The 26,565-nt window shown below is 30.7% G+C and carries 26 protein-coding genes; 22 read left to right on the forward strand and 4 right to left on the reverse strand.

What is annotated here, in order from left to right:
- Positions 1–233 precede the first annotated feature (233 nt).
- Positions 234–1,049 (reverse strand): divergent polysaccharide deacetylase family protein, encoded by an 816-nt coding sequence (locus tag BUB36_RS09965; protein WP_073149540.1) that lies wholly within the window; start codon positions 1,047–1,049, stop codon positions 234–236.
- Positions 1,050–1,263: 214 nt separating this feature from the next.
- Here BUB36_RS09965 and BUB36_RS09970 point away from each other — a divergent pair, with 214 nt between their 5' ends.
- The 13 genes from BUB36_RS09970 (at position 1,264) to nifJ (ending at position 15,520) form a co-directional block, all read left to right on the forward strand.
- The gene (locus tag BUB36_RS09970; RefSeq protein ID WP_073149541.1) at positions 1,264–1,611 is read left to right on the forward strand and encodes a hypothetical protein; all 348 of its coding nucleotides are present in this window, start codon (positions 1,264–1,266) and stop codon (positions 1,609–1,611) included.
- 175 nt (positions 1,612–1,786) lie between these two features.
- Positions 1,787–2,143 (forward strand): Na-translocating system protein MpsC family protein, encoded by a 357-nt coding sequence (locus BUB36_RS09975; RefSeq protein WP_073149543.1) that lies wholly within the window; start codon positions 1,787–1,789, stop codon positions 2,141–2,143.
- 274 nt (positions 2,144–2,417) lie between these two features.
- Positions 2,418–2,849 (forward strand): PAS domain S-box protein, encoded by a 432-nt coding sequence (locus tag BUB36_RS09980; RefSeq protein ID WP_073149545.1) that lies wholly within the window; start codon positions 2,418–2,420, stop codon positions 2,847–2,849.
- Between the two features lie 92 nt (positions 2,850–2,941).
- Positions 2,942–5,227, forward strand: a complete 2,286-nt coding sequence (locus BUB36_RS09985) for a methyl-accepting chemotaxis protein (RefSeq protein ID WP_073149547.1) — start codon at positions 2,942–2,944, stop codon at positions 5,225–5,227.
- A 98-nt stretch (positions 5,228–5,325) separates the two neighbouring features.
- Positions 5,326–5,760: a chemotaxis protein CheW gene (locus tag BUB36_RS09990; RefSeq protein WP_073149549.1), complete on the forward strand. Its 435-nt coding sequence runs from the start codon at positions 5,326–5,328 to the stop codon at positions 5,758–5,760.
- Between the two features lie 59 nt (positions 5,761–5,819).
- Positions 5,820–7,883: a chemotaxis protein CheA gene (locus BUB36_RS09995; RefSeq protein WP_073149551.1), complete on the forward strand. Its 2,064-nt coding sequence runs from the start codon at positions 5,820–5,822 to the stop codon at positions 7,881–7,883.
- 18 nt (positions 7,884–7,901) lie between these two features.
- Positions 7,902–8,336, forward strand: a complete 435-nt coding sequence (locus BUB36_RS10000; protein ID WP_073149553.1) for an ATP-binding protein — start codon at positions 7,902–7,904, stop codon at positions 8,334–8,336.
- A gap of 2 nt (positions 8,337–8,338) precedes the next feature.
- Positions 8,339–8,677, forward strand: coding sequence for an STAS domain-containing protein (locus tag BUB36_RS10005; protein ID WP_073149555.1), 339 nt, complete (start codon positions 8,339–8,341; stop codon positions 8,675–8,677).
- A gap of 14 nt (positions 8,678–8,691) precedes the next feature.
- Positions 8,692–10,002, forward strand: coding sequence for a GAF domain-containing SpoIIE family protein phosphatase (locus BUB36_RS10010; protein ID WP_073149557.1), 1,311 nt, complete (start codon positions 8,692–8,694; stop codon positions 10,000–10,002).
- Positions 10,003–10,019: 17 nt separating this feature from the next.
- Complete coding sequence (locus BUB36_RS10015) at positions 10,020–10,373, forward strand: response regulator (RefSeq protein ID WP_073149559.1); 354 nt, start codon at positions 10,020–10,022, stop codon at positions 10,371–10,373.
- 219 nt (positions 10,374–10,592) lie between these two features.
- Positions 10,593–11,315: a lysophospholipid acyltransferase family protein gene (locus BUB36_RS10020; protein WP_073149561.1), complete on the forward strand. Its 723-nt coding sequence runs from the start codon at positions 10,593–10,595 to the stop codon at positions 11,313–11,315.
- A gap of 127 nt (positions 11,316–11,442) precedes the next feature.
- The gene (locus tag BUB36_RS10025) at positions 11,443–11,856 is read left to right on the forward strand and encodes a putative ABC transporter permease (RefSeq protein WP_073149563.1); all 414 of its coding nucleotides are present in this window, start codon (positions 11,443–11,445) and stop codon (positions 11,854–11,856) included.
- Positions 11,857–11,989: 133 nt separating this feature from the next.
- Positions 11,990–15,520: a pyruvate:ferredoxin (flavodoxin) oxidoreductase gene (gene nifJ, locus BUB36_RS10030; protein WP_073149565.1), complete on the forward strand. Its 3,531-nt coding sequence runs from the start codon at positions 11,990–11,992 to the stop codon at positions 15,518–15,520.
- A 122-nt stretch (positions 15,521–15,642) separates the two neighbouring features.
- Here the strand turns inward: nifJ and BUB36_RS10035 are convergent, their stop codons facing one another.
- On the reverse strand, positions 15,643–15,810 hold the full coding sequence (locus BUB36_RS10035; protein WP_073149567.1) for a CDIF630_02480 family spore surface protein: 168 nt from the start codon (positions 15,808–15,810) through the stop codon (positions 15,643–15,645).
- A 127-nt stretch (positions 15,811–15,937) separates the two neighbouring features.
- On the opposite strand from BUB36_RS10035, the gene mnmA reads away from it, so the two are divergent.
- From mnmA to BUB36_RS10070, 7 genes are all read left to right on the forward strand, one after another.
- Positions 15,938–17,041, forward strand: coding sequence for a tRNA 2-thiouridine(34) synthase MnmA (gene mnmA, locus BUB36_RS10040; protein WP_073149569.1), 1,104 nt, complete (start codon positions 15,938–15,940; stop codon positions 17,039–17,041).
- Positions 17,042–17,427: 386 nt separating this feature from the next.
- Positions 17,428–18,948, forward strand: coding sequence for an ATP-binding protein (locus BUB36_RS10045; protein WP_165613066.1), 1,521 nt, complete (start codon positions 17,428–17,430; stop codon positions 18,946–18,948).
- A gap of 176 nt (positions 18,949–19,124) precedes the next feature.
- Positions 19,125–20,678 (forward strand): spore germination protein, encoded by a 1,554-nt coding sequence (locus tag BUB36_RS10050; protein WP_073149573.1) that lies wholly within the window; start codon positions 19,125–19,127, stop codon positions 20,676–20,678.
- Positions 20,665–21,846, forward strand: a complete 1,182-nt coding sequence (locus BUB36_RS10055) for a Ger(x)C family spore germination protein (protein WP_165613067.1) — start codon at positions 20,665–20,667, stop codon at positions 21,844–21,846. The genes BUB36_RS10050 and BUB36_RS10055 overlap by 14 nt, the downstream gene beginning before the upstream one ends.
- Before the next feature lies 1 nt (position 21,847).
- Complete coding sequence (locus BUB36_RS10060; RefSeq protein WP_073149575.1) at positions 21,848–22,057, forward strand: hypothetical protein; 210 nt, start codon at positions 21,848–21,850, stop codon at positions 22,055–22,057.
- A gap of 27 nt (positions 22,058–22,084) precedes the next feature.
- Positions 22,085–23,230 carry a Ger(x)C family spore germination protein gene (locus BUB36_RS10065; protein WP_073149577.1) on the forward strand — a complete coding sequence of 382 codons (1,146 nt, stop codon included), beginning with the start codon at positions 22,085–22,087 and terminating at the stop codon, positions 23,228–23,230.
- Positions 23,231–23,252: 22 nt separating this feature from the next.
- Entirely contained in the window at positions 23,253–24,365 is a 1,113-nt protein-coding gene (locus BUB36_RS10070; protein ID WP_073149579.1) for a GerAB/ArcD/ProY family transporter, read from the forward strand.
- Positions 24,366–24,406: 41 nt separating this feature from the next.
- Here BUB36_RS10070 and BUB36_RS10075 read toward each other — a convergent pair whose 3' ends face one another.
- Complete coding sequence (locus tag BUB36_RS10075; RefSeq protein ID WP_073149581.1) at positions 24,407–25,477, reverse strand: NAD(P)/FAD-dependent oxidoreductase; 1,071 nt, start codon at positions 25,475–25,477, stop codon at positions 24,407–24,409.
- Between the two features lie 5 nt (positions 25,478–25,482).
- Positions 25,483–25,965: a CBO0543 family protein gene (locus BUB36_RS10080; RefSeq protein WP_073149583.1), complete on the reverse strand. Its 483-nt coding sequence runs from the start codon at positions 25,963–25,965 to the stop codon at positions 25,483–25,485.
- 124 nt (positions 25,966–26,089) lie between these two features.
- Between BUB36_RS10080 and BUB36_RS10085 the strand changes: the two genes are divergently transcribed.
- Entirely contained in the window at positions 26,090–26,299 is a 210-nt protein-coding gene (locus BUB36_RS10085) for a hypothetical protein (protein ID WP_073149585.1), read from the forward strand.
- Positions 26,300–26,308: 9 nt separating this feature from the next.
- On the forward strand, positions 26,309–26,536 hold the full coding sequence (locus tag BUB36_RS10090; RefSeq protein WP_073149587.1) for a hypothetical protein: 228 nt from the start codon (positions 26,309–26,311) through the stop codon (positions 26,534–26,536).
- Positions 26,537–26,565: the final 29 nt, after the last annotated feature.

A 26,565-nucleotide genomic window follows, 5' to 3' on the forward strand; every position in this document is an offset into this window, starting at 1 on the left:
CACCTTTTCTCGTATAGAGATTCCAGTCAAAACTTTAATTTATACCCATCAAAACTTCCCTAAAGCTCTGGATGTTTTGAAATATATAAATTAAGATTTGCTTGGAACTCTATATATAGTCCAGTATTATATTAATAATCAAAATAAAGCTTGTCAAGATAATTAGATGAGAAAATTGCATAATTATGATTTGGCTAAGTTAATAATCTTCAATACATACACAATATATTTCCTTAATCCTGCAAAATCTCCATTAACTGTGTAATTGTAATGAAACGTACTCCTTTTTCTACTAATGATGGATAAACTGATTTTATAGCCTTAGCAGTTGGTTTTCCACCCTCAACTCCTACATGACCGATCCCTATTGCATACCCTTTTTTTAAAGCTATATCACCTAATCTTAATATTTGCTTACTTATATGGTTTATGTCCTTTGTTCCGTCCAAGAAAACATCCCTAGTAAAGCATGGAACATTTAGATTGTTGGCCATCTCTAAAACCACTGAAGCAGGCGAGGTTTTACTATCTACAAAAAAAAGATTATTTTCCTTTGCAACTTCCAATATGGCCTTCATAACTCTTTTATCTTGTGTAGCCTTAGAACCCATATGATTGTTTATACCTACTGCATATTTAACTTCATTTAAACCATCATATACAATTTTTTTAATATCCTCATCACTTAGATTGCAAGTAATACCTCTTGGACCAAGCCATTCTTTTTTTCCAACATTGGGTTCCATTGGCAGATGCAGAATGACTTCTAAATTAGCATTATGGGCAGCTTTGGCATCGGATAAGCTATGGGGCATAAAAGGCATTATAGCTGTTGTAATTGGAATGTTTAGGTCTATCATCTCGTCTGTTCCATCTCCATGATTACCGAAATCATCAATTATTAATATAACATATCCATTGGAATTAGAATCAGTACTAACAATTGTGCTATGCTTGAAAAGAACTTGAAGCGTGACTAATAATATAGAGATGGACAATATTATTAATATAAGACTAAATAATCTTTTTCTAGTAACGATTATCCACATATTAAACACTTCCCTCGTATTTTAATTGGTTAATATAAATAAACAACATTGAAATTTATTAAAAATTAAAGTTGTTTATCATTATATAAATATAGGATTTTCATTAAATTATGATTATTTTAACCTGAGTAGCATTGAACAGATACAGCAGTTAGTGTATTATGTTAAGGAAGTTTAGCAGATTTAAAATAATATGATAAGGGGGTTGTCATTTATGATATATAATAATGGAGGACTCTATATAGATAGTGATTTCGAAATAAGAATAGTTAGACAGGATGGAAATGATATTGATTTATTTATTCCTATTGGAAATAGAACCTTGAATTTATACCTTAATGATAACCTAAAGGCTTTAAATTCTAGGCTGCAATTTTCTGTTGCTAAGAATTTGATATTTAGGTTCAGCATGGATATGAGTAACAATATATCAACTGTTCATATACTAAAAAGCATCGATTTACATTCTTCAATTGTAAATTTTGAAATTGATTATAGTAAACATATGATTGAGATAAAGGATAAGGAATATTTTGTAGAGATGAGAATCATAAATTGCTGAAAATACCGATATTATGCTATAATTTGTTGACAAATAGCCTTAAATGAGGTATATTAATTATGTATAAAATGGTAAAAAAAACGAATAAAGTCTCACAAAATTATTTTAGATTAGGCTTTTCTCTATGATATATAATATTCCAATATACTAAAATAAATAGTAAAGTTGTGATTTAATGGGACTGATGACTTTAAAAGCTAAAAGAATAAGCCTTCAAAATAAATTAATCAGTTTTTGTTCCAGTTTATTAAAAGAGAACTTTGGCAAGGGACCTAAGAATATAAAGGTAAAAATACTGGAGGACATTATTGAATTTAATATTGAAGGCTATCTTGTGACCCTTGAAAAAACCCTATTAAAAGATTCTGGAGATGCTGATTTTGTTATAGAAATAAGAAAAAAGTGGTTTAAAAAAAATAAAGAATTTATTAAAAATCAAATACATAATATAGTTGGAAAAGAAGTTGATTTCGTCTATACTTCCATAAAACCCATTGAAGACAGTATAAAGATTATACTAATAATTAAATAGGTCTGGATGGACGGATTGACAATAAAGACAAGGATTTGGCTTGATGTACACCAGTATAATCAACGATATTAATTCTAATATCGGTTGTTATACTGTTTTTTTGTTGTTAAGAAACTTAAACTTTTTTACTAAAAATTATATAACTAGAACAGAGTCAAATAAGGAACTAAAATGAAAATTAAAACTATTACCAGCAAAATATTGGTTGGAATTGTTTGCTTTTAAAACTTATTAGAAAAACCCTAATACTTTTAACTAAAAAAGGAGGGAAATTATGCCTAAAAAGATTAACAAAAAAGATTTGTTTTTTTTAAATTGTTTGCCTATAGCCATATTAATTTTTAATCATGAAAACAAGGTTTTTTTTGCTAATGATGAAGCAGTTAATCTATATGGATATGACTTAGAGGAATTTAAAAGCATGAGTATATTAAATTTACGACCTGAGTGGCAAATGGAGATTGAAAAGTCAATTATGGAATATTTTTTTTATAACAGGAAAAACCATAGGATTTTAAGCAAGCATAAAACAAAGGAAGGCAAAATTCTTGATGTTGATATTCAAACCACCATCTTAGAGATAAATGATGAAATTTTTCTATTGGAGTGCATAAGGGAAATAACAGAACAGCAAAATGTTTTAAGATCATATGAGAGGGCTATAGATATCATGGCAAAAGTGGTTAAAGATTTAACACAGTATTAGATAAGTGAATTCTGTAGTTATGCCGATTATTATAAACATGATATCAAAGCAACAATATTTAATTTAATATTTATATCACGAGGAGGAATAGCATGAGAAGTAAAAAGAGATTAAATTTAATGACGAAATTAATGGCATGTTTTTTAATTCTTATTATTTTACCTGTATCAGTAGTTGGAGTTTATTCCTATGAAAATGCTAAAAATGCTTTAAAAACTGAGGCTGAGAAGACCCTTAATATGCAATTAAATGGAATTGTAAATAATATAGAACTTCAAATGGAGAAGGTTGAAGAATTAGGTAGTGTTTTGAGTAAATTACCAGATGTAATAAAGTATTCTAATGAAATAGAGAGTGGTAATGTAACTCAAGAAACATTAAGGCTAACAGAAGAAATTTTAAAAAGATTTCAAAAATCCATTTCAAAAATAGGTGAGGATATTTTTATTGCTAATAAGGAAGGCGTAGTAATTCTTGATGCAAGCAATGGATTAGGTACAGGTGTAGATTTATATAAGAGACAGTATTTTAAGGAGAGTATATCAGGAAAAAATCATTGGAGTGAAGTTATTTTTTCAAAACAAAGTAATAAGCCCGTTACTGTGTACAGTCTCCCTTTAAAAGCTAGTAATGGCGATATAGTTGGAGTAATAGGTATAGTAATTAAATTCGAAAATATAGCAAAATTTGTAAAGAATGTTAAGGTTGGTGATACTGGTTATGCCTATATGATAAATAAGGAAGGTGTAACTATTCAACATCCAAATAATGAAAAAATATTGGAGGAAAATCTACTACAGACAGATAATAAAGATTTAAAAGAACAGGTTAAAAACATGATAAAAGGAGAAAAAGGACATGGTTTTTATACCTATGAGGGTATATATAAGCTTAATATGTATGGACCTGTAGGAAACTATTGGGCTGTAGCAGTAAATATACCAGTTAAAGATTATATGAAAGCTGCAGTAGATATAAGAAATAAAACCTTAATTATATCAATAGCAGGTATATTATTGGGAATTTTAGCGGCATATTTTATCTCAAAACAAATAACAATGCCTATCAAAGATTTAATGAAGCTAATGGGGAAAGCTGAAAAGGGAGATTTAACAGTAGAAGCCAATATAAAAAACAAGGATGAAATAGGAGATTTAGCTAATAGCTTTAATAACATGATAAAAGGACAAAAAAATGCTATAACAAAGGTTTTTGAAACTGCAAGACAATTGGATAATTCATCACAGCAAACTAGCAGTGTATCAGAAGAAATGGCATCCTCTGCACAAAATCAATCGGAATTACTACAAGAGCTAACAAATACAATGAATGAGATGAGCAGATCAATTGGGGAGGTTGCCCAAAGTGCTACTGAGATGGCACATAATTCAGGAGATATAAATAATTCTATAAAAGACCTTGAAAAAGCCATTAATGAGGTGTCAAAAAGTACTGAAGACACTACTGGAAACATAGTTGATATTACAGGTGCCATAAAGCAAATGAATACTTCAATAGAAACTGTTGCCCATAGCTCTAATAATGCTAGTGTAGAAGCAGTAAAAACAGTGGAAATTGCTGAAAAGGGTAAAAAAGCAGTAACTAATACCATTAATGAAATGGATAAAATAAATGAGGGAATGAAAAATTTAACTGAAGTAATTAAAGGCTTAGGGGGAGCAGCAGTACAGATTGGTGATATAGTAGAAGTTATTGATGATATAGCAGAGCAAACCAATCTTCTCTCACTTAATGCTTCAATTGAAGCTGCTAGGGCAGGAGAACACGGAAAGGGTTTCGCAGTTGTGGCAGGAGCCATAGGAGCCTTAGCTGAAAAATCTAGTGAAGCCACTAAGGACATAGCTTTTTTAATTAGAAAAATACAGCAGCAGGTGGATAATGCAGTAAACACTACCAATGAAGGGGCAAAACAAGTAGATAATGGTGTCAATTTAGTCAAGAATACTGGAAAGGCACTAGATGAAATATTCCAAGCCATAAATATAACAACAAACTTAATTCAAGAAATTGCTTCTTCTACAGAGGAGCAAACTACAGCCAGCAAGCTGATAATGGAAGCCATAGAGAAGATAAATGACTTATCTATACAGGTTTCGGCAGCAATACAGCAGCAAATAGCCTCAATTGGAACTGTGGCTCTCAATGTCGAAAGACTTAATGATCTATCTCAAGAGGTAGCTAGTGCGGCAGAACAACAGGCAGCAGCAAGTCAAGAATTATTGGCAACAACTGAAAGCATAAATGAGATGACTAAGGAAGTATCTGCAGGCAGTGAAGAAACAGCTGCTACAGCAGAAGATTTAGCTAGCCAATCCAATAATTTAATAGAAGTAGTAGGTAAATTTAAAATAGAATAATCGGGATTAATATACAATTTATGGTGGTTAAAAAAATTTGTGGAAGACACGAGAAAAGATAAAAGATTGCTCTAACCCTATTGATTTGGAGGGATGTTATGACTAAAAATCAGTATGTTGTTTTTTCATTAGGAGAAGAAGAATATGGGATAAATATACTTGCAGTAAGTGAGATAAATAGATTGAAAGAAATAGAAATTACAAAGGTTCCTAAAGCCCCTGAATATATTGAGGGAATAATCAATTTAAGAGGAGATGTAGTACCTGTTGTAAATCTTAGAAAAAAATTTAATATAGGAATGAAAGATTTAGATAAAGAAACAAGAATAATAGTTGTAAAAATTAATTTTCAAAATGTTGGAATATTAGTAGATAAAGTAGGACATGTTGCAGTTTTTGAAGAACATGAATTATCTGCGCCTCCAGAGGAGATTGTTATTGATTCCAATTATATAGCAGGGGTAGGGAAAAAGGACGAGGGAATGGTTTTTTTACTGGATATAGACAAGGTGCTTGGCGGAAAAATTTCTTAGGGATAATTATTATAAGCAAATTAGATATATTATTAATAACCTGAAAAGGGGTAAATAGTATGGATAAATTCAACATAGATGAGGTTTATTATTCAATGTTTCTAGAAGAGACACAGGAACAGATAGAAAAAATAGAACAGGATCTACTGCTTTTAGAAAATGGACAAGGGGATAAAGAGACCATCAATGACATATTTAGGATGGCACATTCAATAAAGGGAGCATCGGCAACCATGGGTTTTGAAGACATGGAAAGATTGTCCCATAGTCTTGAGAATCTTTTGTCTAAAATCAGGGATATGAAAATAAATATCAATGTAGATATTATAAATACTTTTTTTAAGGGTATTGATAAATTAAAGTATATCCATAGTTGTTTAAGTAAGGGAGAAGATTATGTATTAGATATAAATGAATTGATAGAAGAGATAAATAGTTTAACAGAAAATAGCACAAAAACAATTAAAAATGAAATAGAGCTTAATGGTAACGGTATGGAAGATGAAGAAAATAATTGTAAAGATATTGAAAATTTAGATATAGAACTAAGCGATTATGAAAATGAACTTTGCGAGGATATTGATTTAAGATTTAATATATATAAAATAGTTATAATTATGAATGAAGATACTGTAATGAAATCAGTTAAAGCATTTTTAATAGTCAATAATCTATTGGGTATAGGAGATGTTATATCAACTGATCCACTTAATTTTGAAAAAATATGTGATGAAGATTTTAAAAATCCCTTTAAAATTGTTATTGCCACTGAAAAAAGCTATGAAGAAATTTACAAAAACATAAATTCCATATCTGAAATAAAAAGGATATTTATTAAAAAGGTTAGAAAGTCAAAAAAGCAAGGAAGTACTCCTAAAAACGTTAAAATAATTAGTTCTAAAGACAATTTTAAAAGAAAAGATATATCTACAATACGAATTGATGTTAATAAAATAGATAAACTGCTGAATTTAGTGGGAGAATTTATCATACATAAAGAAAATTTAATTCAAATAGGAGATGAACTTAAAAGAAAATATAAGACAGATCCTTTAGTAAAAAAATTAGTAAGTATACTTCCTAATATAAATTATATCGGAACTGAACTCCAAGAAACGGTTATGTCGGCACGAATGCTTCCTTTAGATAGTGTATTTAATAGATTTCCTAGAATGGTTAGAAATCTAGCTCAGAAAAGTAATAAGGATATTGATTTTATTATTGAGGGGAAAGAAACAGAAATAGACAGAGGTATCATTGAAGAGTTAGTTGATCCCTTAACTCATATTATTAGAAATGCTGTAGATCACGGTATAGAAACTAAAGAGGAAAGAAGGAGAAAAAATAAAGAAGAAAGAGCTAGAATAATATTATCAGCAAGACATGAAGAAAATAATGTAGTAATTGAAATAGAAGATAATGGTAAAGGAATAAGTATCGAGGACATCAAGAAAAAAATTATAGAAAAGAATTTAGCAGAGGAAGAGGAATTACAAGCTTTATCTGAAAAAGAAATAATCCAATATATTTTTGAGCCAGGATTTTCTACGGCAAAGGAGATAACCGATATTTCGGGTAGAGGTGTAGGGCTTGATGTAGTTAAAGAAAACATAGGCAAATTAAGTGGAATAGTTGAGGTTAAAAGTCAAAAAGAGAAAGGTACTAAGTTTATAATAAAGTTACCTTTGACTTTAGCCATTATACAAGCCTTATTAATTAAAGAAGGAAATTATATTTTTGCCATTCCAATATCTTCTATAATTGAAACGATACGAGTAAAGGAAAATGAAATAAAGGAAAAAATCCACCGAATCGGGGACCTTGAGGTTTTTGATTGGAGAAACCAAGCAATAACAGTTATTAGCATAGCAAAATATTTTGAAATAGAGGAAGAAATGGAGAATAAAAAGCTATTTGTCATAGTCGTTGGCCATTCAGAAAAACGATTTGCATTTATAGTAAATAGACTATTAGGAGAACAAGAGATAGTTATAAAATCCATGGGCGCATTTATTGGAAAGGATAAGCTCCTTGGAAATATTAAAGGAATATCAGGAGTAAGTATACTAGGAGATGGAACATTTGCTCATATTGTTGATATAGCTTCAATAATCAGAGGCTAAAGGGGGATAGACGTAAAGGTGGTTTTTTTAGAAAAAGAAAGAATTCTTAAAAGGCTTGTATTAAAATCTGATTTGGATAGTCTGAAAAGGATAAAGAAAGAAAGTATAAGCATCAGTAATAAAATATTTATCGATGAAGAGAAAAAAAAGGATTTTATATTGTGCATAGATGAGATTTTTTCTAATTGTATTTTACACGCATATAAGGAAGAAATAGGAAGGGTAGATGTGAAGTTTTCTATTGATAAAAAATATTTAAAGGTTAATATTAAAGATTATGGTATAGGTATACCGATAAGATATACAAGGGAAAGACCTAAATTATGCAATGATGTACTTTGTGAATCGGGAAAGGGACTTTTTATAGTAAATAATATATGTGATAAATTAGACATTAAGCATAATGAAGTTAGTGGTACGGAAGTAGTTATATATTTTAAAAAGGAGGATTAGTCGTGCTGGTTGAGACTTTAACCCAAGACAATATAAAATTTATAAACGTTTTTGGAGAAATTAGCTTTGAAAATCACTCAGAATTCAAAGAAAGTATATTAAGAAATATTTTAGGAGAAGAGTCCATCATTATTTTTAATATGGAAAAAGTTACGTACCTAAATAGCATGAGCCTTGGTATTATAGTAAAGGCTTATTCTGAATCAAAAAAACAAGGTAAAAAATTTGTACTTTGTTCACTACAGGATAACATTAAAAAGTTATTTTCCATAACTAAACTGGATAAAATCATAAGCATTTATGAAGATCGAGAAGAAGCTGTGAAATTATTCAAAGGGTAGGATGTGACTATAGGGTGAACAATAGGGAGAAAATATATTTACTTGAGGAAAACGAGAAGCTTCACCAGAAACTTAAAAAAATGAGCTTGCAAAATGATGCACTTTTGATGTTGACTGATTTTACTAGTACCTTACTTGTAACTACAGATTTAGAAAAAGTATCCTATATAATAATCGAACATGCTAAGAAGCTAATGAATGGAAAAAATATTAAATTTATAAGAAAAGAACCCGAGATAGATACATATGCTTATTATAAAATGGAAAACAATTACATAAAAAAGAAAATACTTAAAAGAAACCAATTGGGAAAAGAATGTTTTTTTATATATTGTAATAAATTTTACATAAGCAGTAAGGATAAAGCCTTTATTGCAGTTCCTATAAAATATGAAGGCGAAAATATTGGAGTAATAATAGTAGAGGGTTTTGATAGTGGAAAAATAGAAAATAAAAACATAAAGTTAATGGATATTTGTTCCAAAATTTGTGGGATTGTTATTAAAAATTGTTTATTAATGGCACAGTATGAAAATGAAAAAAAAATTATATCGGAGCAAAATAAAAAAATGAGCGAAGATCTAAAATATGCTCAAAAGATTCAAGAATATTTACTTCCTAGAGGGAAACAGCATTTTGGAAGATATTCATTATATTGTAATCATATTCAAGCTCAATATTTAGGAGGAGACTTCTATGATGTTTTCCAATACAGTTATAATAAGATCATCTTCTATATCGCTGATATATCAGGTCATGGAGTATCTTCAGCCCTACTGACATTATTTTTAAAACAGGCTGTTAGAGGCATAGCTAAGACTTTCAAAAACGATTATGTTTATCCTTCCAAAATATTAGAAAAGCTTCATCATAGATTTAATGATTTTATGGTTGAGGAAGAGTTATACATAGGAATTCTAATTGGTGTTTTAGATATTGAAAAAAACGAAGTAATAATATCTAATGGAGGACATAATGTGGAGCCTATTCATCTTAAGACTGAAAAAAAACAGGTAGTTTCCTATGATTTTGAAGGACTGCCCATTAGCAATTGGTTTAAGGATTTACAGTTTTCCTATGAAGACAATAAAATCTATTTAGATATTAATGATAAATTAATATTATTAACTGATGGAGCAACAGAAAGTAGATTAAATGAAAATGAACTATTAGGAATTAAAGGCATAAAAGAAATATTATTTAAAAACATTAACCTAGACTGTGACAAGAAATTTAATGAGCTATTAAAATATACTGCTGACTCTACTAAAATATATAATGTAAATGATGATATTGCTTTTTTGTGTTTAAAAAGAGAAGACTAACGATATGAGGTGAAAAAATGGGAGTTTTAATTGTTGATGATGCTGCTTTTATGCGTATGACTATTAGAAAAATGCTAGAAAAAAATAATATTAAAGTTGTAGGAGAAACTACAAATGGAAAAGATGCAATAGAAAAGTACAAAATTCTTAATCCAAAGGTAGTTACCATGGATATAACTATGCCAAAGCTAGACGGTGTAGATTCAATAAAAGAAATTATTAAAATAGATCCTAAAGCTAAAATTATTGTTTGTTCATCTAGGGGACAAGAATCCTTGGTAATGAAGGCTATTGCTTGTGGAGCAAAGAGCTTTATAGTAAAGCCAATTAACGAAAAAAGATTAATAGAAGAAGTTAATAAGCTCCTCTAATAAGTAAGAATTATAGTATAAAATGTTGATAAACCTATGAGAATTATAAGTTTGTCAACAGTTTGTTTTACTATATAAAAATCTAACTTGGGAACTGCCCAAGTTCTTTTACTTATCCACAAATTTTTTATGTTTTAAAAGGTTAAATAAAGGGATATATTGAATTATATACTACTTATAAGGTAAAATATTTAGTAAATAATAAATAAGAGGTGTCATATGTTTAGAACTATTATATGGGTTATTTATTTTATTTTCCGAGTATTGGTTATAACACCATATTTGATAATTCTTAAATATCTTGATAAGAAAAACAGAATAGAGGAGAGGAATAAACTTGCTTATAGGATAGCTCGAAATTGGGGAAGAGACTTGATGAAAGTAAGTGGCTCACAAATAAGGGTTATAGGAGAAGAAAACATACCCAAGGATAGGGCAGTACTCTTTGTAAGCAATCACCAAAGCTATTTGGATATCCCTATTTTACTTGGATTTATCGATAAGCCCAAGGCATTTATAGCTAAGGCAGAGCTTGAGAAATATCCTATATTCAGTACATGGATGAAGACTTTGAAATGTATTTTTATTAATAGAGATGATGTTAGACAATCTCTAAGAGCAATAAAAGAAGGTATTAAGCTTTTAAAGGCTGGATATTCCTTAGTTATTTTTCCCGAGGGAACTAGAAGCAAAGATGGTAAGCTGAGGGAATTTAAGCAAGGAAGTTTAAAATTGGCAACTAAATCTGGAGCTCCAATAGTGCCGGTTACCATTAAGGGAGCTAAAGATATAATGCCAAGGGGAACACTATTTATTAAGCCTGCTAATGTTGAAGTTATAATTTCTAAGCCAATATTTATGGAGGAAGATATAGCCAAGGATTCAAAGGCTTTAAATGAAAGAGTAAGAAATATTATAGGTGAAAAATTAAATAATGATTAGAAAAAATGCTATTCCTTTGGAGGATAGCATTTTTTTATGTATTTTCTATAATGTGGAAAAGGCATTTTTATCAAAATAAACTATCAAAAATATAAATAATTTACTAAATCAAGGTAAAAATAAACATATGATAGTCAGATTTATAATTTACGGACTTTTTGGATGGTGTATGGAAATATTTTGGACTGGATTTGGTTCTTTATTAAAGGGTGATATTAAGCTAACAGGACAAACATATATATGGATGTTTTTCATATATGGTTTAGCAGTTTTTTTAGAACCTATCCATGAAAGTATAGGACATTTAAATTTCATTGTAAGAGGAGGGTTATATACAGTATTAATATTTATAGTAGAGTATGCTACTGGGTGGATATTAAGAAAAGTTTTAGGAGTATGTCCTTGGAACTATGGTGGCAGCAAGTTTTCAGTTAATGGATTGATAAGATTAGATTACGCTCCAGCATGGTTTATAGCTGGGCTTTTATTTGAAAAAGTCCATTATGGTTTAGAAAGAATAAGCAGTGTTATTAATATATGATCAAATTTCTTTATCTATTTTATGAATTATATATGAAAAATGTAAAATACTAAAAATTGTATAAAAAATACCTATATTAATTTACTTAAATATCGGGTATCGATAATATTAATGGGAAAATGGAGGTAGTTTTATGACAAAAAAAATGAAGACTATGGATGGTAATGAAGCTGCTGCATATGTTTCATATGCTTTTACTGAAGTAGCAGCAATCTATCCAATTACACCTTCTTCTCCAATGGCTGAACTAGTAGATTTATGGTCAGCAAAGGGAAAGAAAAATCTTTTTGGACAAACAGTTAAAGTAGCAGAATTACAATCTGAAGCAGGTGCTTCAGGATCGGTTCATGGTTCTTTGCAGGGGGGAGCTTTAACCACAACATATACAGCTTCTCAGGGGTTATTATTAATGATACCTAATATGTATAAAATTGCTGGAGAACTTCTTCCAGGAGTTTTTCATGTAAGTGCCCGAGCAGTGGCAGCCCATGCATTATCAATATTTGGAGATCATCAGGACGTAATGGCCACTAGGCAAACTGGTTTTGCACTTCTTGCTTCTGGCAGTGTACAAGAGGTAATGGATCTGGGAGGTATAGCCCATCTATCAGCTATAAAATCAAGAATACCATTTCTTCATTTTTTTGACGGGTTTAGAAATTCCCATGAAGTTCAAAAGATTGAAGTCATTGATTATGAAGATTTTAGAAAACTATTAGATTATAAGGCAGTCCAGCAGTTTAGGGACAATTCCCTCAATCCCATGCGTCCAGTATTAAGGGGAACAGCACAAAATCCAGATATTTATTTCCAAGGAAGAGAATCAATAAATCCCTTCTATGAAAGGGTTCCAGACATTGTACAGGAGTATATGATGGAAATTAGTAAGATCACTGGTAGGGAATATCATCCATTTAATTATTACGGAGCTAAGGATGCAGATCGAGTAATCATAGCCATGGGTTCTGTGTGTGATACTATAGAAGAAACTGTTGACTACTTGATAAAAAAAGGAGAAAAGGTTGGAGTGATAAAGGTTCATCTATACAGACCTTTTTCAGCCAAATATTTCTTTAAGGCTTTGCCACATACAGTTAAAAAGATAGCTGTATTAGATAGAACAAAGGAACCAGGAGCCTTAGGAGAGCCACTTTATGAAGATGTAAGAAGCTTATTTTATGATAGAGATGAAAAGCCAATAATAGTAGGCGGTAGATATGGATTAGGTTCAAAGGATACCACACCATCTCAAATTATTTCCGTATTCAACAATCTTAAGGATGCCAATCCTAAAAACAACTTTACCATTGGCATAATAGATGATGTTACACATACTTCGCTAGTGGATGAAGAAATAGTAGAAACTACACCAGAAGATACAATAAGCTGTAAGCTATGGGGATTAGGCTCAGATGGAACGGTAGGGGCAAATAAGATTGCAATTAAGATTATTGGAGATAAAACCGATATGTATGCACAAGGTTATTTCTCCTATGATAGTAAAAAATCTGGTGGAACAACTGTTTCTCACTTAAGATTTGGTAAAAAGCCTATAAAATCATCATACTTAGTAAATAGGGCTGATTATGTAGCATGTCATAACAAGTCCTATGTATATCACTATGATTTACTTAAAGGATTAAAAAAGAATGGAACTTTCGTGCTCAATTGTCCTTGGAGTAAAGAAGAGTTAGAGGAAAAATTACCAGCTTCAATAAAAGGGTATATAGCTAGAAATAATATAAACTTCTATATTATAGATGCAGTAGGAATAGCTAGGGATATTGGACTTGGTGGTAGAATAAATATGGTTATGCAGTCTGCATTCTTTAAGCTTACTGGTGTGATTCCAGTAGAAGATGCAGTTAAATATCTTAAAGAATCTATTGAAGCTACATATGGCAAGAAGGGTCGAAAAATAGTTGAAATGAATTATGCAGCTGTAGATAGAGGTATAGATGGAATAGTCAAGGTAGACGTACCTACCCAATGGGCAAATGAAGATAAAGAGGAATTAACGATAAAACAAGAACCCAAATTTATTAAGGATATTTTAAGACCTATGGCAAGATTAGAGGGAGATGATCTTCCCGTTAGTGCATTTAAAGGAAGAGAAGACGGAACCTTTCCTCTTGGAACCACTGCATATGAAAAACGAGGCATAGCTGTAACGATACCACAGTGGCAAACCGATAAATGTATTCAATGTAATCAATGTGCATATGTTTGTCCTCACGCTGTATTAAGACCATTCCTACTTGATGAAGAAGAAAAGAAAAACGCACCTAAAACCTTTGAAACTAAGAAAGCTATTGGTAAGGGTCTTGAGAATCTAGAATATCGCATGCAGATAAGTCCCTTGGACTGTACAGGCTGCGGTAATTGTGCCGATATATGTCCAGCACCTAAGAAGGCATTGATAATGGTAAATGCCGAAGAAGAAATACCAAGACAAACCGAAAATTGGGAATACGCAGTAAATAATCTTCCATATAAAGACAATTTAATGAATAAACAGTCTGTAAAAGGAAGTCAGTTTGCTCAACCCCTTCTTGAATTCTCAGGGGCGTGTGCAGGATGTGGAGAGACTGCCTATGTAAAACTTGCAACACAGTTATTTGGTGATAGAATGATGATTGCCAATGCAACAGGATGTTCATCTATTTGGGGTGGAAGTGCACCATCAGTACCATTTACCACAAATTCATGTGGTCATGGGCCAGCATGGGCAAATTCCTTATTTGAGGATAATGCTGAATATGGATATGGAATGTATCTAGCAGCAAAGCAAATAAGAGAGAGGCTAAGGGATTTAATGGAAGAAGGGCTAGGAGCAGAACTTCCTAATGAATGTAAGGAAGCCTTTAGTGAATGGATAGAAGCAATGTATGACGGAGATGCTTCCAAGGCTGCTAGTAAAAAATTGTTATCTATAATAGATAACCCAAAATATAAGGATAATAAAATTGTTGAGGAGATTTTAAAGAAAAAAGATTACCTTGTTAAGCAATCACAATGGATAGTTGGTGGAGATGGCTGGGCATACGATATAGGTTATGGAGGTCTTGATCATGTATTGGCTTCTGGAGAAGATATAAATATTTTGGTAATGGATACAGAGGTTTATTCCAATACTGGAGGACAATCTTCAAAGGCAACTCCTACAGCAGCTGCAGCAAAGTTTGCAGCTTCAGGTAAAAAGATACGTAAAAAAGATCTTGGTATGATGGCAATGAGCTATGGATATGTATATGTGGCGCAAGTTGCAATGGGTGCAAATATGAATCATACATTAAAGGCATTTATTGAAGCTGAAAAGTATAAAGGACCGTCCTTAATCATCGCATATGCACCTTGTATAAATCATGGTATAAAAACTGGCATGGGAACGTCGGTGGAACAGGAGAAAAAGGCAGTGGAAGCAGGATATTGGCACCTTTATAGATATAATCCTCAATTAAAGCAGCAGGCTAAAAATCCATTTATACTAGACTCTAAGGAGCCTAAAGGATCATTTAGAGACTATATATTAGGAGAAGTTAGGTTTGCACAGATTCAAAACACTTTCCCAGACATAGCCGAGGAGCTATATATTAAGGCTGAAAAGGATGCTAAGGAAAGATATGAGACTTATAAGAGGCTTGCTGAAATGAAATACGACTAGTAATATCAAGCCCCCATGGGATAATAAATCATGGGGGTATAATCATTTTTCATTTTATATTTTGAAGAAAGGTACATAGGAGAAAGGAAATAAAACTATTTCCTTTCTTCTATATCTTAACTCTATTTCTGATTCTTATCCACCCATTCCTTGGCGTTTTCTACCTCAAAGGTACTAGGAAGAGGAACCCTGGAGTCTTTTTTTACACTCTCAATATTAGCCCATGCTGCAGTTTCATGTTTTTCGATTGGCGTTGCCATATTTTTTTCCTTATGTTTATTAGCTACCATATAAAACCTCCTCTTAGATTTTTTGTAGATTCATTTCTTTAATTATTATTTGCAAAATAACAAAATATATATATATTAAGAAATTCAAATTATATTATTTAAAGCTTAAAATGAAAGGCTGATCAAAATGAAAAGTGAAAAAAAAGATACAAAGGTTATAGTTGGAATGTCTGGAGGAGTAGATTCTTCGGTTGCGGCATTATTATTAAAGGATAAGGGTTATGATGTAACAGGTGTTTTCATGAAAAACTGGGATGATAAGGATGAATTTGGAGTTTGCTTAGCCGAAGAAGACTACGAAGATGTTAGAAAAGTATGCACTCAAATAGGCATACCCTATTATACTATCAATTTTGAAAAGGAATATTGGGATAGAGTCTTTACATATTTTTTAGATGAATATAAAAAAGGGCGTACACCCAATCCAGATATACTTTGTAATAAAGAAATAAAATTTAAAGCTTTTTTAGATTATGCAATGAAGCTTGGAGCAGATTATCTTGCAACTGGGCATTATGCTAGAGTAGATTTTTACAATGGAAGGTATAGGCTTCTAAGGGGAATAGATAATAGTAAGGATCAAAGTTATTTTCTTTGTGCATTAGGACAGTACCCTCTTTCAAAGGTAATGTTTCCCATTGGAAGTTTAACAAAAAAAGAGGTAAGAAAGATTGCTCTAGAAGCTGGATTGAAAACAGCTGATAAAAAGGATAGTACAGGGATATGTTTTATAGGAGAAAAAAATTTCAAAGAATTTCTAAGTAATTATTTGCCATCAAAGCCTGGAGAAATAAGGAGTCTTTCTGGACAAGTACTAGGAAGGCATGCTGGGCTTATGTATTATACAATAGGTCAGAGAAAGGGCCTTGGTATTGGTGGTAGAGGAACGGGAGAGCCTTGGTATGTTGTTAGTAAGGATATTAAAAACAATATACTTTATGTTGTTCAAGGAGATAACAATCCTGCGTTATATTCAAAGGGTTTAATAGCTACTGATTTACATTGGATAAGTGAAAGAAAACCCAAGAATCAGTTTAGATGTACTGCAAAATTTAGGTATAGACAGCATGATAAAGAAGTTATTGTTAATATGAGATCGGACGATAGCTGTCAGGTTGTTTTCAATAAACCCCAAAAATCCATTACTGAAGGGCAATTTGTTGTATTTTATGATGGTGAAGTATGTCTGGGTGGAGGCGTTATTGATAAAAGATTAAAATTCTCAAAATAGAAACTAGCTTGGTGGTTAATTAGTAAAGCCCTTGTTTGTTCAGAACAGGGGCTTTATTAATAATTATTTATAACCATATATTAACAAATAAATATATGATTATAAAAATATATGGAGGCTTTGCTTTATGTTATAATGTTAAAAAAATAGAACAAAAATAATTTCTTGAAAAGATAATAATATATATGTAAAATATTATAGATTAGGAAATTACATAATCCTGATTTCATAATAGCATGTTACAATATTTTAGAATAAAAATTAATATAAAGATGGAGTGAATAAAATTGAAAAGACTCCTAAAATTTTTTATTAAAGATAGAACTTTAGCCATTAGATATTTGTTTATTTTTCTAATATTAATCTATATTCCTATGGTCTTATATATGAAATTTGTTTATATTAGGACAATTGATGCTGTAGAAAAAGAAAAAATTGATGACGTTGAACAAATATTAAGACAGACTAGTCAATCAGTAAATTTTGCCTTATACAATATTGAAAAAGGTGTCTATGAAATCACTGAACATAATGGCATACAAGTAGGTGTAAAAAATTTTAATGATTTTGAACCTTTTTATAAAAATAGAATATCGGAATTTATTAGAGAGCAATTTAGGATTTTAAAAAATAATACTTCATATATTGAGGGATTTGCATGTATTAGTACACAGGGAGATATTATTGCCTCTGATAACGATATAGTAATAAATATTGATAAATTTTTCGAAAGTAATTCTTTTAAAAAATTGTCAATAGGCGAGGATGATTTTTTATGGCAATATGGCATTTACGAATATATCTATCTTAAATCTAGTGATGAAAAATTGTTATTCCTAATATATAGAATTGTAAATTTAGATGATTCAGAAGATGTAGGATACTGTTTTGTGACTATAAACCCCGATAGCTTTAAATCCTTATATAAAGATACATATATAGGAAATACTGGAGGGGTTGTTATTTGTGATGGAGATAATAACCCTGTTCTAAATACAAAAAATTATAATATACCCCAAACAGTATTAGATAATTTAGTTAAAGATAACAAATTCAATAAAATGAATAATGTAGACATTTCTGGACAACAGTATTTTTTAGGAATTTCTCGATTATATCCTATAGATTGGTATCTTGTAGCTACAGTTCCAAGGGATGAATTAACTAAAACGGTAAAAAAGAACCTTAGGAGAAACTTTATGCCAATAATCCTTATAAGTCTTGCAACTGCACTAGTAATAGTTGTGGAAACCTTTATACTTTCCAAGGTGGTTACTGAAAAAGAGATGGCAGGCTATCGATTAGTAGTAAGTGAGAAAATGAATGAAAAGCTTAGAATGTATAAGCATGATTTTACAAATCATTTACAGATTATTTGGGGACTTATGGAGCTTAAGCATTATGATAAAGCGTTGGAGTATTTAATAAAAGTCAGCAATGAAGGTATCACTATAAAAGAAAAGTATGAAATAGGTATTCCAGAGATAGAGTCTACAATCTTTCCTATTTTATCAAAGGCAAGGGAGAGAAATATAGAAGTAACATTAGACTGTATGACATTGCAATCAGAGATACCTGTTAAAATCTATGATTTAACTAAGATATTATCTAATCTACTAAAAAATGCTATATATGCTTTAGATAAATCAGAATCAGACGAGAAAAAGCTTATAATTAAAATATATGATGAACTAGGGGAATATGTATTTGAGATCATTAATAATGTTCCAATTATTTCTGAAAATATGAGGGGAAAAATATTTGAAAAGGGGTTTACTACAAAGGGGAGAGAAGGCAATGGATTGGGACTGTATATAGTTAAAAAGCTAGTAAAAAAAAATAAAGGAAGTATAGAGCTTCATGTAGATAAAGAAGGTAATCATTTTATAGTAAGATTTCCTCATTAATAAAAATAGAAAGAGAATTCATATTAATGGATTTTCTTTTTTTTATGGTTTATTTAGTATATTTTTGCAAAACCAAATACAAACTAATAATACCCATTATGGATTAAATGATTAATAATAGAAAAAATGAAAATAAAATTTAATTTTCTTATATAAAATAAGTGAAGGGTGAAAATATGTTTAGAATTATAAGGGATAAAATATTGGGAAAGCATAGAAAAAAAGCAGTAGTTACTGCTGAAGATTGGAAACTGGTTAAAAATCTAGACGAGAATATAAAATTATTTAGAGAGATATTTAATAATGATGACACCATTAGGTTTAGAGAGTTTGAAACTAAGGATTCATCACCTGTAAAATGCTGTCTAGTTTTTATAGATGGTATGGTAAATAAAGAAATCGTAAATGAAAACATAATCAAACCTATAGTTAATTTTTCATTAAAAGATTCAAATATAAATAGAAAGGCAATAGATATTTTTAAGGATAAGATAATAATTTCAAGTGCAGTTAAAGAAAAAAAAGATGTCTATGAATTATTAAGTTCGTGCCTATATGGAGATGCTATTCTACTGCTTGATGGCTTCGATAGTGCTTTGCTGTTAGATTGTAAGGGTTGGAATACAAGGGCTATAGAGGAACCAAGTTCTGAGACAATAGTCAGGGGTCCAAAGGAAGGCTTTAATGAAGCTATTATGACAAATTTGACATTAATTAGGAGAAAAATAAGGAATACAGATTTGAAATTCAGATTTAGACAGTTAGGAACCTGTACAAAAACAAAGATATGTATTTGTTATATTGAAGGTTTAGCCAGTCAAGAAATTATAACGGAAGTAAATAGGAGATTGGACGATATAGAAATAGATGCCGTACTAGAATCTGGATATATAGAGGAGCTTATTAAGGATTCTCCATTATCTCCCTTTACAACCATAGGTAATACTGAAAGACCTGATATTGTAGCAGCAAATTTATTAGAAGGAAGAGTGGCTTTAATAATAGATGGAACACCCCATGTATTAACCCTGCCCCATCTTTTTATAGAATATTTTCAAGCAAATGAAGATTATTATCATGGTTTTATATATGCATCTATAAATAGAATTATTAGGATATTTGCCTTTTTCCTTTCAACAAGTGTACCTGCAATATATGTAGCTTTAACCACGTTTCACCAGGAAATGATACCTACTCCTTTGCTTTTAAGTATTTCGGCTGCAAGGGAAGGAGTACCCTTTCCTACTATAGTTGAAGCACTATTTATGCTCCTTGCCTTTGAGATATTAAGGGAAACTGGGATTAGGCTTCCTAAGCCTGCTGGTTCTACAATAAGCTTTGTTGGTGCATTGATTTTAGGACAATCTGCCGTAGAAGCAAGGTTTGTTAGTGCACCAATTGTAATAGTAACAGCTTTAACAGGTATATCAAATTTTTTAGTACCTCAAATGATTGGAGCATTAATAGTTGTTAGACTAATATTTCTACTATTGTCAGCTTTTTTAGGGCTCTATGGCTACATATTTGGGGTTATAGGTTTATTTATTCACTTGATGTCTATGAGATCCTTTGGCATACCATATATGCTAAATATTGGTTCATTAGATATGCAGGATATAAAGGATACTGCCATAAGGGTTCCGTGGTGGATTATGTACTTAAGACCTAAGCTTATTGGAGATAATAATAAAGTTAGACAAACCAATGATGGGCTTTATGAAAAGAGGTAGAAGGGTGAAAAAGAAAAGACTTTTATTATCCTTATGTATAATAATTGCCTTATGTATTTCAGGATGCTGGAACTACAGTGAAATCAATGATAGAAGAATAATCTCTGGAGCTGCAGTAGATTATAACAAGGAAAAAGATATGATTGAATTAACCGTGGAACTAGTGATGCCTATAAGTGTTGGTGGGAAAATGCAGATGAAATCCGAAAGTTTTTCAGGTCTTGGAGATAATCTGTTCAATGCTGTAAGGAATTTAATATCTAAGACTGGCAAAAAGATTTTTTGGAGTCATGCTAAGGTTCTTATTTTAAGTGAAGATATAATTAAGGAAAAAGAGAAATTTTTAAGCGTCATTGATTTTATAAAGAGAGATGCTGAGACTAGAGATGATATGATGCTCTTGGTTTCAAGGGAAAAGACTGCAAAGGATATTTTAAAAACAGACGTTAAAGTACAAGAAATAATATCCTTTCATCTTGAGGATATGCTTAAAAATCAAAAGAGTATTTCCAAGTATCGAGCAGTACCTCTTTGGAAATTTGTTGATGAATTATCGTCAGAGGGAATATCTGCCACACTGCCCACCATAAATATAGCTGAATATAATAAAAAGAAGATTAGTCAAATTTACGGAACAGCTATTTTCAAAGGAGCCGAAAAAGTAGGATGGTTAAATGGAATTGAAACAAAAAGCTTTCTATTTGTAATTGATGAATTAAAGGGAGGAACATTAGTAACTGTGGCAACTAATCTGGCAAAGGAACCAGTAAAGATAACCTTTGAGATATTTAAGAATAAAACTAAGGTAAAACCAATATATAAGGACGGAAAGATTGCCATGAAAATAGATATAAAAACCATGGTCAATATTAATGAAATAGATTCAAGCTTAGATTTTATGAATGAAGAAAATCTTAAGAGGATTCAAAGGAGCGGAGAAGATACGATAAAAAAAATGGTGGGAAACGTAATAAAAAAAGTACAAGAAGAATATAAAAGCGATATTTTTGGATTCGGAGCTATTATAAGTAGAGAAAATCCAAAACTTTGGGAGGGTATAAAATCAAATTGGGAAGATATCTTTACCAAGCTTGATGTAGATGTAAATGTGAACTTAAATATAAGAGGTAGCGCACTAAGATCAAAAACCATTAAGATAGGAGATTGAAATGTTTATTTTAGTGATACTAGGATATCTCATAGTAGGGACTATAGAGATGATTCCTTTATATAAAGAAAATAGGAAAAAAGAACTTATTATATACAGCATATTTTTCACTGCAGCATTTATTATAAGTTTACTTTTAAGTCTAGATGTAAAAATACCAAGCCCTACAAAGCCTATTGAAAATATTGTAAATAAAGTATTGGGAAAATAATCATGTACTAATAAAGAAGGTAGTATAATGAAGAAATTGTATTTCATAATAATAGTGATTACTTTATTTATTCTTTCAGGTTGTTGGAATTATAGTGATGTAAACAAGATGAGATTTGTTGCTGGTGTTGCCATTGACTATGATGAATCGAAGGATAAATATATTGTTACTAGCGAAGTAGTTAAATTATTGGAGGGTGGTCAAAGGTTTGGAAGTGCATTGTTTCAAAGTAGAGGAGAAACAGTGTTTGATGCAGTGAGAGATACAATAATGAAAAATGCTAGAAAACTGTATTGGGGACACACAAAGGTAATTATACTGAGTAAAGATGTAACTGGTAAAAGATTAGTTCCTATACTTGATTATATAAGTAGAGATGGAGAGTTTAGAGACAATGTTTGGATTTTAATATCCGATGAAGATACTGCAAATGAAATATTTGAAAATACCTTTGAAAATCGTGATGAAATAACTTCCTTTCATATTGATGATACATTGAAAAATGAGAAGAATATATCTACATATCATGCAATTCCTGCATGGAGGTTTATTGGAACTACTTATGATAAGGGGGCTTCACCAACATTACCAATGGTTATAGTGGCAGAAAAGGATGGTATAAAGGTTCCAAAAGTAAGGGGGCAGGCTATAATTAAAGGGAGTAATCTAGTAGGGACCTTAGATGAAACAGAGACTAAGATTTATTTATGGATCATAAATGAATTAGAGGGAGGAGTGTTAACTGTAAAAACTGAGGTATCTGATAGACCTATAGAAGTTACCTTAGAATTATTTGCTAATAAGACAAGGATAAAACCTATAAAATCAGGAGATGAAATTGTTATAAAGATTAATATAGAAAGCGACTTTGGCATAGGGGAAATAAGTGGTGAAGTTAATGTTATAGAAAAAAAAGCTAGGGAAGTACTTAAGAGAGATACAGAAGCTGAAATAAAAAAACAGATGGAAAATGTAATAAAAAAGGTACAGAAGGAATATAAAAGTGATATCTTTGGGTTTGGTATAAAAATAAAGGATAAGATGCCAGAAAAATGGAGGCAAATTGAGCCTTATTGGGATGAAGTTTTTAAGGATTTGGAAACAGAAATTAACGTAAATGTAAATATACGTGGCAGTGCATTAACATTAGAGCCTATTAAAATAGAGGATTAATAAGCCTTAGGAGGTAGCGACATTGAGTAAAGAAGTTATTTCAGATATACAAGCAATATGCTTAATTATACTATTTATTTCTGGAGGGGCCTTGGCACTACCCACTGGAGCTGCTGCAGGAAGTGATCTTTGGCTAGCCATATTGATGGCATTAATTTTAGCAATTCCTCTATACATGGTATATGCTAGATTACTTTCACTTTATCCAGGGAAGGATTTATTTGATATACTTGAGGATATCTTTGGAAGATTTTTTGGAAAAGCTTTAGGTTTAATATTTATCTGGTTTACCTTTCATTTAGGAGTGTTGGTTTTAAGAGATCAAGGAGAATTCCTAATTACCCTTTCTCTACCTGAAACTCCCATGATAGTACCAATAATTTTAGTAACATTATTATGTATTTGGATAGTAAAAGCGGGAATGGAAACTATGGGGAGGTGGGCAAATCTTTTTGTTATTCTAGATGCTCCAATACCAACAATAGTGATTTTAATGTTAATTCCTCAAATGGATTTAAGCAATATTCAGCCAGTACTATATGATGGTATAAGGTCATTTTTAAAGGGGACCCTAGAAGCCTTAGTATTCCCCTTTGGAGATGTAGTAGTTTTTCTAATGATTTTTTTTGCATTAAAGCCTAGGGACTCTAAAAAAAGCATATTTATTAAAGGTTTATTATGGGGAGGACTCCTAATAGCTGGGGTTTCCCTTGCTGAAATATTAGTTTTAGGTGAAGATTTATATTTATCCACCTATTATCCTAACCACAATGTGGCTGGTAAGGTTAGTATCGGGGAGCTTCTTCAGAGATTGGAGGTTATTGCGGTAGTTGCAACCCTGACCTCCTTTTTTTTGAAGGTAAGCGTATGCCTATTGGCCGTCAGCAATGGTATGTCAAAGATATTTGGATTTAAGGACTATAAAATCTTAGCAACGCCCATAGCCTTACTAATGTGTAATTTTTCATGCTTTATTTTTGATAGTACAATTTATAAATTTAGATGGCTTATGGAAACTACTACGTATTACTTCCTTCCCTATCAAATTATTCTTCCTATTATAATTCTAATATTTGCACAAATAAAGAAAAGGAATAATGGTAGAAGTGTGAAAAAAGAGAATAAAAGCGTCTAGAGGGACATTTTTATCTGAAAATTCTCAAAGACCTTTATTCCTTATATGTTGAAAAATCTATTATATAATTTTATGATTTGAGCAGCATGCTTAGATTTATAAAAGGGATTTCTATATATCATTTGTTTAATAACAGGCAGCCCCAAAAAAGACACTAATTTATCAAAATCCTTATTTTCAAAGGAATTTATAAATTTTCTAAGTTCATGATTGAGCTTTACTGATTCTAGGATTTCCTTCATAAGCTTATTGTAATCAAGTTTTTTTGCAATAGACCTAGCTGCCATTATACCACTCTCAATGGCATTTGTTGACCCGAAGCCTAATATATTTTCTGTAAGTCCAGCGGCATTGCCGACAAGATAAATATTATGGATTCGAAGTGGATAAACAAACCCTGTGGTATATTTTATATCCCTAGTTTCAAATATTCTATATCGAATATTTTCTTTAGTTAAAAACTTTTTCCAATAATAGTGAAGATTATAAGGAGTGATATTGTTAACTACCAAGGTTAAATTAGCCTTGGATTTACTATAAGGTAAAAGATATGCGTATGTGTTTTTGGCATAGTCATTATCAAACCATATAAAGCCACAATCAGTTTTAAAATTTCCTTCTATTGTTGATATTCTGATACAGGTATTTAGATTAGAGTTCCATACACCTAATTTTTTTGAAAGTGTATTATCCCCAGCAGCCCAAACTATATAATCAAAATCTTTTTTTATATCATCCATATCGATATATGTATCAAAAAATATGGGGAGATTAACTTGCTTTGCAAGTTGATTCTCCATGGAATAAGCTTCTATCCCCCTTTTAAAAGTATATCCTAGCTTACCCTTAACAATAGTTTTATTACTTGGACCCTTGATTATAATTTTTCTTAATGGACTTAAAGGAGTTAACTGGAGATTATATTTTCTTTTATAGTATTTTTGTGGATTACAATTAAACTTTGAAAATATTCTTAGGTTAGAAATAGTATAATCTAATCCATCACCTATGGAGCTTCTCTTTTCAAAAACCGTAGGTGTTATTCCATATTTTTTTAATTCAAAGGCACAGGATAATCCAGATAAACCAGCACCTACTATTGCTATTTTCATAGACTTCAACATCCCTTCTCTGAATTTAAATTATTATAATATTTTCCAAAGATAATTATTAGGATATAAGCACTGATATACATTAAAAAAGCAATAAATAAGTTCATACCTTTACCGTATACAAATAATTTTGTTGTTTTTAAGGTTATAACTTCAATTATCATATTTAAGGATACAAATAATATTGTCAAAATAATATTTTTCACTTTATTTTTTGAAAGAAATTGATAAAAGAGCATTGTTATAATAGGAAAATATATGAGACTTGATATGATAATTACCTCTGGATAACCAGGGTTTTCTAAGGGATATTCCCAATATCCATGGGATAGTCCGATTATTTCAACGGTATAATTCTCTACAGCAATAAATAACCCAATTGGAATGAGTTCCTTCAATCTTTTTTTATTTATTAAAGCTATGAAAATAACGATTAAGATTAGAACATTACCATAATAAAAAATAAAAGACCATATATCCTTATCCATTATTTCACCTTCAATTAACAGAATATAATATCCTTTAATATAAATCTACAAGAATAATATTTACCTCAAAGGCAAAAAATATTAAAGCAAAATAATAATTTTTTATTTTATAAGGGGTGAATTGATGAAGAAACCATCTCAAGAACAGCTTATGGATATAGCCTTTATATTATCCGTAGATCGAGAAGAACTTCTATTAAAGAAGTATTCGGATTATATAAAATATATTAGTAATAAAGAAATTAAAAATATGATAAAAGAATTTAAAAAGACTTCAAAGGAACATATTAAGTTAATTAAGGATCTAACGATAAAATTAAATCTTCAAGGTTAGGGGATAGATATGAAGGAAGTAGATATATTAAAGGACATACTGCAACATAGAATTTCAAACCAACTTTTTTATAATAAAAATTTGATATATATAGTTAATCCAGAGGCAAGACAGCTATTTAGTCAAATGAGAGACGATGAAATGAGAGAGATTGAAAAGCTTCAGCAAAAAATTAAAAGACTTCAAGCTAAGCCCTATGTGATATCCAAAGTATTTCCAACTAAAAGCAGGTACTAGAGCATGATGATTTCTTATGGGGGATTTAA

The sequence above is a fragment of the Paramaledivibacter caminithermalis DSM 15212 genome, assembly GCF_900142245.1.
Classification (GTDB): domain Bacteria; phylum Bacillota; class Clostridia; order Peptostreptococcales; family Caminicellaceae; genus Paramaledivibacter; species Paramaledivibacter caminithermalis.

Bases quoted from the DNA above. Each gene is read 5' to 3' on its own strand.
- BUB36_RS10035 (WP_073149567.1), bottom strand. From the start codon at position 15,810: ATGGTAGCTAATAAACATAAGGAAAAAAATATGGCAACGCCAATCGAA.
- BUB36_RS09995 (WP_073149551.1), top strand. From the start codon at position 5,820: ATGGATAAATTCAACATAGATGAGGTTTATTATTCAATGTTTCTAGAA.
- BUB36_RS10015 (WP_073149559.1), top strand. From the start codon at position 10,020: ATGGGAGTTTTAATTGTTGATGATGCTGCTTTTATGCGTATGACTATT.
- BUB36_RS10075 (WP_073149581.1), bottom strand. From the start codon at position 25,477: ATGAAAATAGCAATAGTAGGTGCTGGTTTATCTGGATTATCCTGTGCC.
- BUB36_RS10020 (WP_073149561.1), top strand. From the start codon at position 10,593: ATGTTTAGAACTATTATATGGGTTATTTATTTTATTTTCCGAGTATTG.
- BUB36_RS10025 (WP_073149563.1), top strand. From the start codon at position 11,443: ATGATAGTCAGATTTATAATTTACGGACTTTTTGGATGGTGTATGGAA.
- BUB36_RS10045 (WP_165613066.1), top strand. From the start codon at position 17,428: ATGAAATTTGTTTATATTAGGACAATTGATGCTGTAGAAAAAGAAAAA.
- mnmA (WP_073149569.1), top strand. From the start codon at position 15,938: ATGAAAAGTGAAAAAAAAGATACAAAGGTTATAGTTGGAATGTCTGGA.
- BUB36_RS10060 (WP_073149575.1), top strand. From the start codon at position 21,848: ATGTTTATTTTAGTGATACTAGGATATCTCATAGTAGGGACTATAGAG.
- BUB36_RS10085 (WP_073149585.1), top strand. From the start codon at position 26,090: ATGAAGAAACCATCTCAAGAACAGCTTATGGATATAGCCTTTATATTA.
- nifJ (WP_073149565.1), top strand. From the start codon at position 11,990: ATGACAAAAAAAATGAAGACTATGGATGGTAATGAAGCTGCTGCATAT.
- BUB36_RS10050 (WP_073149573.1), top strand. From the start codon at position 19,125: ATGTTTAGAATTATAAGGGATAAAATATTGGGAAAGCATAGAAAAAAA.
- BUB36_RS10090 (WP_073149587.1), top strand. From the start codon at position 26,309: ATGAAGGAAGTAGATATATTAAAGGACATACTGCAACATAGAATTTCA.
- BUB36_RS09990 (WP_073149549.1), top strand. From the start codon at position 5,326: ATGACTAAAAATCAGTATGTTGTTTTTTCATTAGGAGAAGAAGAATAT.
- BUB36_RS10055 (WP_165613067.1), top strand. From the start codon at position 20,665: ATGAAAAGAGGTAGAAGGGTGAAAAAGAAAAGACTTTTATTATCCTTA.
- BUB36_RS09970 (WP_073149541.1), top strand. From the start codon at position 1,264: ATGATATATAATAATGGAGGACTCTATATAGATAGTGATTTCGAAATA.
- BUB36_RS09985 (WP_073149547.1), top strand. From the start codon at position 2,942: ATGAGAAGTAAAAAGAGATTAAATTTAATGACGAAATTAATGGCATGT.
- BUB36_RS10080 (WP_073149583.1), bottom strand. From the start codon at position 25,965: ATGGATAAGGATATATGGTCTTTTATTTTTTATTATGGTAATGTTCTA.
- BUB36_RS10065 (WP_073149577.1), top strand. From the start codon at position 22,085: ATGAAGAAATTGTATTTCATAATAATAGTGATTACTTTATTTATTCTT.
- BUB36_RS09980 (WP_073149545.1), top strand. From the start codon at position 2,418: ATGCCTAAAAAGATTAACAAAAAAGATTTGTTTTTTTTAAATTGTTTG.
- BUB36_RS09975 (WP_073149543.1), top strand. From the start codon at position 1,787: ATGGGACTGATGACTTTAAAAGCTAAAAGAATAAGCCTTCAAAATAAA.
- BUB36_RS09965 (WP_073149540.1), bottom strand. From the start codon at position 1,049: ATGTGGATAATCGTTACTAGAAAAAGATTATTTAGTCTTATATTAATA.